Genomic DNA, 7,908 nt, shown 5'->3' on the forward strand with positions numbered 1-7,908 from the left:
CCCCGGTCAACGGCTTGAAGCCCCGCAGCCGCAGGCTGTTGCTGACCACGAACACCGAGGAGAACGCCATCGCAGCACCCGCGAGCATCGGGTTGAGCAGTCCCGCGGCGGCCAGCGGGATGGCGGCGACGTTGTAGGCGAAGGCCCAGAACAGGTTGCCCTTGATCGTGGTGAGCGTACGGCGGGACAGCCTGATCGCGTCGGCCGCGACGCGCAGGTCCCCACGCACCAGGGTGAGGTCGCTGGCCTCGATCGCCACGTCTGTGCCGGTGCCCATCGCCAGGCCGAGGTCGGCCTGCGCCAGCGCGGCGGCGTCATTCACGCCGTCGCCCACCATCGCCACGACCCGACCCTCGGACTGCAGCCGCTTGACCACGTCGACCTTGTCGGCGGGCAGCACGTCGGCGACGACGTCGTCGGCGTCGATGCCGACCTGGCCGGCGACGGCGCGCGCCACGACCTCGTTGTCGCCGGTGAGCAGCACGGGACGCATCCCGAGCGCACGCAGCTGGGCGATCGCCTCGGCGGAGGTCGGCTTCACCGCGTCGGCGACGACGACCACGCCGCGTGCGGCGCCGTCCCAGCCGACCGCGACCGCTGTACCCCCGTCGGCCTGGGCCTTCGCGACGGCCTGCTCGAGCTCCGCGGGCAGCCTCTGCGACCACTCCGCGAGCAGCCGGGGCCGCCCGACGAGCACGGCGTGGCCCTCGACGAGGCCCTGCACGCCGAGGCCCTCGACGTTGGTGAAGTCCGAGACCGCAGGCAGCTCGTCGGACCGCTCGCGCGCCCCGGCGGACACCGCCCGGGCGATCGGGTGCTCGGAGGCGTCCTCGAGGGCACCCGCGAGCCGGAGCACCTCGGCGGCGCCCTCACCGGGAGCGGCGACGACGTCGACCAGGGTCATCTGACCGGTGGTCACGGTGCCGGTCTTGTCGAGGACGACGGTGTCGACCTCGCGGGTGGACTCGAGCACCTCGGGGCCCTTGATCAGGATGCCGAGCTGCGCACCCCGGCCGGTGCCGACCATCAGGGCGGTCGGCGTGGCCAGGCCGAGGGCACACGGGCAGGCGATGATCAGCACCGCGACGGCGGCGGTGAACGCCGCGGACGCACCCGCGCCGCTGCCGAGCCAGAAGCCGAGGGTGCCGACGGCCAGGGCGATCACGATCGGCACGAAGATCCCGGAGATGCGGTCGGCGAGCCGCTGCACCTGGGCCTTGCCGTTCTGGGCGTCCTCGACCAGCCGGGCCATCTGCGCGAGCTGGGTGTCGCCACCGACCCGGGTGGCGCGTACGACGAGGCGACCGCCGGCGTTGACCGTCGCCCCGACCACCATGTCACCGGGGCCCACCTCGACCGGGACCGACTCCCCCGTCAGCATCGAGGCATCGACGGCCGAGGCCCCCTCCTCGACCACCCCGTCGGTTGCGATCTTCTCGCCGGGCCGGACGACGAAGGCGGTCCCGACGGTGAGCTCCTCGATCGGGAGGCGCACCTCGCGGCCGTCGCGGAGCACGGCGACATCCTTGGCGCCGAGCTCCATCAACGCCCGCAGCGCCGCGCCCGCCCGCCGCTTGGAGCGGGCCTCGAAGTAGCGTCCGGCGAGGATGAACGTCGTCACCCCGGCGGCGGCCTCGAGGTAGATGTTGCCGGCGCCGTCGGTGCGCTCGACGGTCAGCTCGAAGGGGTGCGTCATCCCCGGCGTGCCCGCCGTGCCCCAGAACAGGGCGTAGACCGACCAGCCCAGGGCCGCCAGGGTGCCCAGCGAGATCAGAGTGTCCATCGTGGAGGTGCCGTGGCGCAGGTTGACCCACGCGGCGCGGTGGAACGGCCAGGCGCCCCACACCACCACCGGGGCGGCCAGGGTGAGCGAGAGCCACTGCCAGTACTCGAACTGCATCGCCGGCACCATCGCCATCGCGACGACCGGCACGCTCAGCACCGTGGAGACGAGCAGCCGTTGCCGCAGCGACCGGGTCGGGTCCTCGGCCTCGCCCGGCCCGTCACCGGTGTCGGTGTCCGCAGGGCGGGGCAGCGTCGCGCCGTACCCGGCCTGCTCGACGGTCGCGATCAGGTCCTCGGGCGCCACCTCCTGCGGGAACGTGACCTTGGCCTTCTCGGTGGCGTAGTTGACCGTGGCCGTGACGCCCTCGAGCTTGTTGAGCTTGCGCTCGATCCGGTTGGCGCAGGAGGCGCAGGTCATCCCGCTGATCTCCAGCTCGACCGCGTCGGTCGACGTGGTGCTCATCTGCTCCTCCTTCGCTCGTGTGTCAGTGGTCGTCGGTGTCGGAGTGGCCGTGGTCTTCCGCCTTCTCGGACGGTTTCGCGGCCTCGGCGTCGCCGTGTCCAGCCGTGCTCACCGTGAACGCTGCGGTGCGGACGACGCCGCGGTGCTTGAAGTCCAGGTAGACGTGGTAACGCCCGACGCTGGGGACCGCGGCGTAGAACACCACGTCGGGTCCGGGCTTCGTGGTTCCGTCACCGGGCTCGCCGTCGGGGTGGACGTGCAGGTAGGCGAGGTCACCGTCGCGGAGCGCGACCAGATGGCCGTAGGAACCGAGGTAGGGCTGCAGGTCGGTGACCGGCCGACCGTTGCGTTCCACCGACAGCGTCAGCTTCGCGTCCTCGCCGGAGGCGAGGTCCCCGTCGAGCCGCACCGTGTAGCCGTCGACGACGGCGGTCCTGGTCTCGACCGCCGGGGAGGTGAGCCGGTAGTTGCCGGCGACCGCGAGGTCGGCGCCGAGGGTAAGGCCGTCGTGACCGGCGGGCTTGAAGTCGGCGAACAGTCGCCACTGCCCGGCCGTCAGGTCGAGCGTCGTCGACCAGCTGCCGTCGTCGGCGAGCTCGGGGTGCACGTGCTGGAACCCCGACGCGTCACGGCGTACGGCGATCAGGTGCAGGCGCTTCTCGTGCTCGACCTCGTACGACGACACCGGGCGACCGTCCGGTCCGGTGATCGTGAACCGCACCGGGACGTCCTCGCCGGCCCCGGGCACCGGGTCCGCGAGCTCCAGCGTGTAGCCGTCCTGGGAGACCATCAGGCCTCCCGGGATGTCGGCCGCCGGAGACGCGGAACCCCCGGTGTCGTGGGTGTCGTCGCCACCGTCGTGCGTGGTGTCGTGGGCCACCGGCTCCTGCTCGGCGACCTGGGGTCCGAACAGGGTGCCGGCGCCCAGCGCGAGGCCGAAGACGACGGCCAGCACGACGGCGAATCCGACGACCTTGGTCGGGGTGTTCATGCGAGCTGGTAACCGGCCTCTTCGACGGCAGCCTTGACCGCGTCGGCCTCGACCGGCTCGTCGCTGGTGATCGTCACCGCACCGGTCTCCACGACCACGTCGACGTCACGGACGCCGGGGATCTCCTCGACCTCCTCGGAGACGGAGGCGGCGCAGTGGCCGCAGGTCATGCCGGTGACGGTGTAGGTGCTGGTCTGGCTCATCTGGTTTCCCTTCGGTGGTGGTGTTGTTGCGATCAGGAACGGACGAGACGCGCGATGGCGTCGGAGGCTTCCTTGAGCTTCAGCTCGGACTCGTGACCGCCCTCGCGGACGGCATCGACCACGCAGTGCGCCATGTGCTCGTCGAGCAACCCGAGGGCGACCGACTGCAGCGCCTTGGTCATCGCGGAGACCTGGGTCAGGATGTCGATGCAGTACTGCTCCTCCTCGACCATCCGCTGGAGGCCCCGAGCCTGGCCCTCGATGCGGCGCAGCCGCTTGAGGTAGTCGTCCTTGGAGTTGTTGTGGATGTAGCTGTGCTGGTGTGCGGTCTGCCGCTCGCCGGCCTTCTCGGTCATGGCGACACCTCTCGGGCTCTCGGTGGGGACGTGCATGGCAAACTATACCCCCCTACCGTATGTTGCCCGGATCGAGGTCGAGCCGACGGAGCAGCTGGGCGTTGAGGGCGACGACGATCGTGGAGGCCGACATCAGCAGCGCACCGACCGACATCGGGAGCATGAAGCCGATGGGCGCCAGGATCCCGGCGGCCAGCGGCACCGCGGCGAGGTTGTAGCCGGCACCCCAGGCGAGGTTCTGCCAGCTCTTCCGGTACGTCGCGACCGACAGGTCGATCACGGACAGCACCGACCGTGGGTCGTCCGAGGCCAGCACGATGCCGGCGGACCCGATGGCGACGTCGGTGCCTGCGCCGATGGCGATGCCGACGTCGGCCTGAGCCAGTGCCGGCGCGTCGTTGACGCCGTCACCGGTGAACGCGACCATCCGGCCCTCGGCCTGCAGCTCGGCGACCTTGCTCGACTTGTCCTCGGGCCGGACGCCCGCGTAGTAGCGGTCGATGCCGAGCTCGGCGGAGACCGAGGCCGCGACCGCCGCGGCGTCGCCGGTGATCATCACGACCTGGATGCCGCGGTCGTGCAGCGCCTTGACGGCGGTCCGCGACTCGGGCCTGATCTCGTCGGCGAGGCGCAGCGCGCCGACGACCGCCCCGTCGACGACGACATGGAGGATGATCGCGCCCTCCTCGCGCCACGCGGCCGTCACCGCCAGCTCCTCACCGCCGGCCCCCGTGACCAGGCGGGGCCCACCGACCTGGATCCTGCGGCCGGAGACGGTGGCCGTCACGCCGACGGCCGGGGAGGAGCTGAAGTCCGTCGCCGGCTCGAGGACCAGGGACCTCTCCTCGGCGGCACGCACGATCGCCCGGGCCAGCGGGTGCTCGGAGTCGAGCTCCGCGGAGGCGGCGTACGCCAGCAGGGTGTCCTCGTCGAGCCCGGCATCCTCGGCCGGAGCGACCGCAGTGACGGTCGGGCGCCCCATGGTCAGGGTGCCGGTCTTGTCGAAGAGCATGGTGTCGACGGTCCGCATCGCCTCCATCGACAGGCGGTCCTTCACGAGCACGCCACCCCGGGCGGCGCGCTCGGTGGCGATCGAGATGACCAGCGGGATGGCCAGGCCGAGGGCGTGCGGGCAGGCGATGACCAGGACCGTGACGGCTCGCACGACGGCCTCGTCGGGCATCCCGACGATCATCCACACCGCTGCGGTGACGACCGCGACGGCGAGGGCGAACCAGAACAGCCATCCCGCCGCCGTGTCCGCCAGTCGCTGGGCACGCGAGGGGGAAGCCTGTGCCTCGGCAACCAGGCGCTGGATTCCGGCCAGCGCGGTGTCGGCGCCGGTGGCGGTGACCTCCACCCGCAGGCCGGAGTCGGTGGCCACCGTGCCGGCGACCACGCGGTCACCCACCTCACGGCGTACCGGACGGGACTCGCCGGTGATCATCGCCTCGTCCATCGAGGCGGAGCCGTCGACGACCTGCCCGTCGGCCGGCACCCGGCCGCCTGGGCGCACGACCACCACGTCACCCACGACCAGCTCGTCGGGCGCGACCGTGACGATGGTGTCGCCCTCGACGCGCTCGGCCTCGTCGGGGAGCAGCGCGGCGAGCGAGTCGAGCGCCGAGGTGGTCTGGGCGAGCGAGTGCATCTCGATCCAGTGGCCCAGCAGCATGATCGAGACCAGCAGCGCCAGCTCCCACCAGAATTCGAGGTGCTCGGGCAGCAGCCCCAGCGTGGCGCCCCAGGACGCGGCGAACGCGACGGTGATGGCCAGCGCGACGAGCAGCATCATCCCGGGCTGTCGCTGGCGGATCTCCCCCACCGCACCGGTCAGGAAGGGACGCCCGAACCAGCCGTAGAGCACGGTGGCCAGCACCGGCGAGACCCACTCGAGCCCGGGGACGTCCGGCAGCTCGTAGCCCACGAGCTCGGCGAACGACTGCGAGAGCAGCACCGTCGGTACGGCCAGGACCAGGGAGCCCCAGAAGAGGCGACGGAACATGCCCACGTGGTCCCCGTGTCCAGCGTGACCGGCGTGCTCGCCGTGGGCGTCATGTCCGCCGTGGTCGCCGTGATGGCTGGCGTGCTCGGGCGCGTGGGCGACGTCCGTGTCGGTGGTGTCGTGGTGGGTGCTCATCGGACTTTCCCTCCGTCGCGTCGTACCCCTCGGGGCCGTTGGACACGTTCGACCATATACCCCCCCGGGGTATCCGACAAGCCCTCCGGCCAGGGCGAACGGGCACCCCGCGGGCTCCGGACACGGCTGCGACGCGCAGTTCGTGGCCGGCGCCGCTCAGCCGAGGGCCTTGAGCAACCCCTTCTCCGCGCCGTCGCCGAGGCGACGTAGGGCCGGCGACAGCAGCGGCGCGACCAGCCGGGCCAGCCCCTTGAACGTGAACTCCGCGCGGTAGGTCAGCTCGGTCCCGCCGTCCTGGGTCGGGACCACGGTCATGGTGTCGAGACTGACCACCGTGGCGTTCTCCCCGCGCAGTCGTAGGCGCCGGGGAGCGTCCGCCTCCTCGACCACGTAGGTCAGCTCGGTCTCCCGGCCCAGGAACCGCGAGACGTTGTGGTAGCGCGTGCCGACGCCGCCGTCCCCGGACTCCCGGGTCGTGCGGACGGTCCCGGGATCCCACTCCTCGGTGCTGGTGAAGTCCTGGAGGTAGGCGAAGACCTGCTCGGGTGGTCGAGGCAGGGCGAGGGTGCGGACGATCTCCATGCGAAGCTCCTAACATTTGACAAACCTTGAACAAGAATCATACATTTCCTCGACAGCGGGGACGCCCCGCCGCTCGCACGGCTCGACCCGAGCCGTGGACGCAGGCTCGAGGAGTACCCATGGTTCGGCCCACAGTCGCAGTGATCGGCGCAGGCATCTCCGGCCTCACCGCGGCCCATGTCCTCTCGCGCACCCACACGGTGACGGTGCTGGAGGCGGACGACCGGCTGGGCGGCCACGCCCACACCCACGATGTGCCCAGCTCCGACGGCCGCTGCCTCGCCGTCGACAGCGGCTTCATCGTGCACAACGAACGCACCTACCCGCACCTGCTCCGGCTCTTCTCCGAGATCGGCGTGCAGACCCGCCCCACCGAGATGAGCATGAGCATCACCTGCTCCTCCTGCGGCCTCTCCTACGCCGGCGGCCGTGGGGCTCGCGGGATCTTCGCGCAGCCGGCGCGCCTGGCCGACCCGAGGTTCCTGCGCCTGCTCACCGAGGTGCCGCGCTTCCACCGGGCCGCCCGTGCGATGCTCGCCGACGACGGCGCAGAGACGACGTGGGGCGACTTCCTCGCCGCCGGCAGCTACTCCGACCACTTCGTCGAGCACTTCGCGATCCCGCTCGTCTCCTGCGTCTGGTCCGCCGGTGACAGCGACGCCCTGGCCTACCCGGCACGTCACCTGTTCCGCTTCCTCGACCACCACGGGATGCTGTCGGTCACCGGCTCGCCGACCTGGCGCACCGTCGTCGGCGGATCCCGGACCTACGTCGAGGCACTCGCGGCGCGGCTCACCGACGTGCGACGGGCCGTCCCGGTCGCAGCGGTCACCCGCCACTCCGACGGGGTCGACGTGAGCACCGCAACCGGCAGCGTGCAGAGCTTCGACCGCGTCGTCGTCGCGACGCACGCCGACCAGGCACTCGACCTGCTGGCCGACGCGTCGCCGGAGGAGAAGCAGGACCTCGCGGCCATCACGTACTCGGTGAACCGCACCTGGCTGCACACCGACAGCTCGGTGCTCCCGTCGCGACCCGGCGCCCGGGCGTCGTGGAACTACCGGATGAGCTGCGGCGACCACCGGACCCGGAGCGGCACGGGGGTGGTCGTGAGCTACTGGATGAACCGGCTGCAGGGGCTCGAGGACACCAGGGACCACGTGGTGACCCTCAACGCCGCAGGGCACGTGAACCCCTCAACCGTCGTCGCCGAGATGACCTACGCCCACCCCGTCTTCACTCCCGATGCCGTGACCGCGGCGGCACGACTGCGCACCGCCGGCGGCGATCGCCTCGCCTTTGCCGGTGCCCATCTCGGCTGGGGCTTCCACGAGGACGGATGCCGCTCCGGCGTCGAGGCGGCCGCCAGGTTCGGAGCGTCGTGGTGA

7 protein-coding genes are annotated in these 7,908 nt (G+C 71.6%); 1 reads left to right on the forward strand and 6 read right to left on the reverse strand.

Annotated features, from left to right (window positions below):
• The 6 genes from VFH10_RS17815 to VFH10_RS17840 form a co-directional block, all read right to left on the reverse strand.
• Positions 1 to 2,248: heavy metal translocating P-type ATPase (locus tag VFH10_RS17815; RefSeq protein WP_325131008.1), on the reverse strand; the 2,248-nt coding region annotated here is incomplete at its 3' end.
• A gap of 22 nt (positions 2,249 to 2,270) precedes the next feature.
• Entirely contained in the window at positions 2,271 to 3,239 is a 969-nt protein-coding gene (locus tag VFH10_RS17820; RefSeq protein WP_325131010.1) for a hypothetical protein, read from the reverse strand.
• A complete protein-coding gene (locus VFH10_RS17825; protein ID WP_325131012.1) occupies positions 3,236 to 3,442 on the reverse strand; it encodes a heavy metal-associated domain-containing protein in 207 nt (68 codons plus the stop codon). Before VFH10_RS17825 ends, VFH10_RS17820 begins: the two co-directional genes overlap by 4 nt.
• Before the next feature lie 32 nt (positions 3,443 to 3,474).
• Positions 3,475 to 3,798, reverse strand: a complete 324-nt coding sequence (locus tag VFH10_RS17830; RefSeq protein ID WP_325131014.1) for a metal-sensitive transcriptional regulator — start codon at positions 3,796 to 3,798, stop codon at positions 3,475 to 3,477.
• 52 nt (positions 3,799 to 3,850) lie between these two features.
• The gene (locus tag VFH10_RS17835; RefSeq protein ID WP_325131016.1) at positions 3,851 to 5,938 is read right to left on the reverse strand and encodes a heavy metal translocating P-type ATPase; all 2,088 of its coding nucleotides are present in this window, start codon (positions 5,936 to 5,938) and stop codon (positions 3,851 to 3,853) included.
• 156 nt (positions 5,939 to 6,094) lie between these two features.
• Positions 6,095 to 6,520 carry an SRPBCC family protein gene (locus VFH10_RS17840; RefSeq protein WP_325131018.1) on the reverse strand — a complete coding sequence of 142 codons (426 nt, stop codon included), beginning with the start codon at positions 6,518 to 6,520 and terminating at the stop codon, positions 6,095 to 6,097.
• Between the two features lie 119 nt (positions 6,521 to 6,639).
• Between VFH10_RS17840 and VFH10_RS17845 the strand changes: the two genes are divergently transcribed.
• Entirely contained in the window at positions 6,640 to 7,908 is a 1,269-nt protein-coding gene (locus VFH10_RS17845) for an NAD(P)/FAD-dependent oxidoreductase (protein WP_325131020.1), read from the forward strand.

The sequence above is a fragment of the Nocardioides sp. genome (assembly GCF_035697785.1).
Taxonomy (GTDB): domain Bacteria; phylum Actinomycetota; class Actinomycetes; order Propionibacteriales; family Nocardioidaceae; genus Nocardioides_B.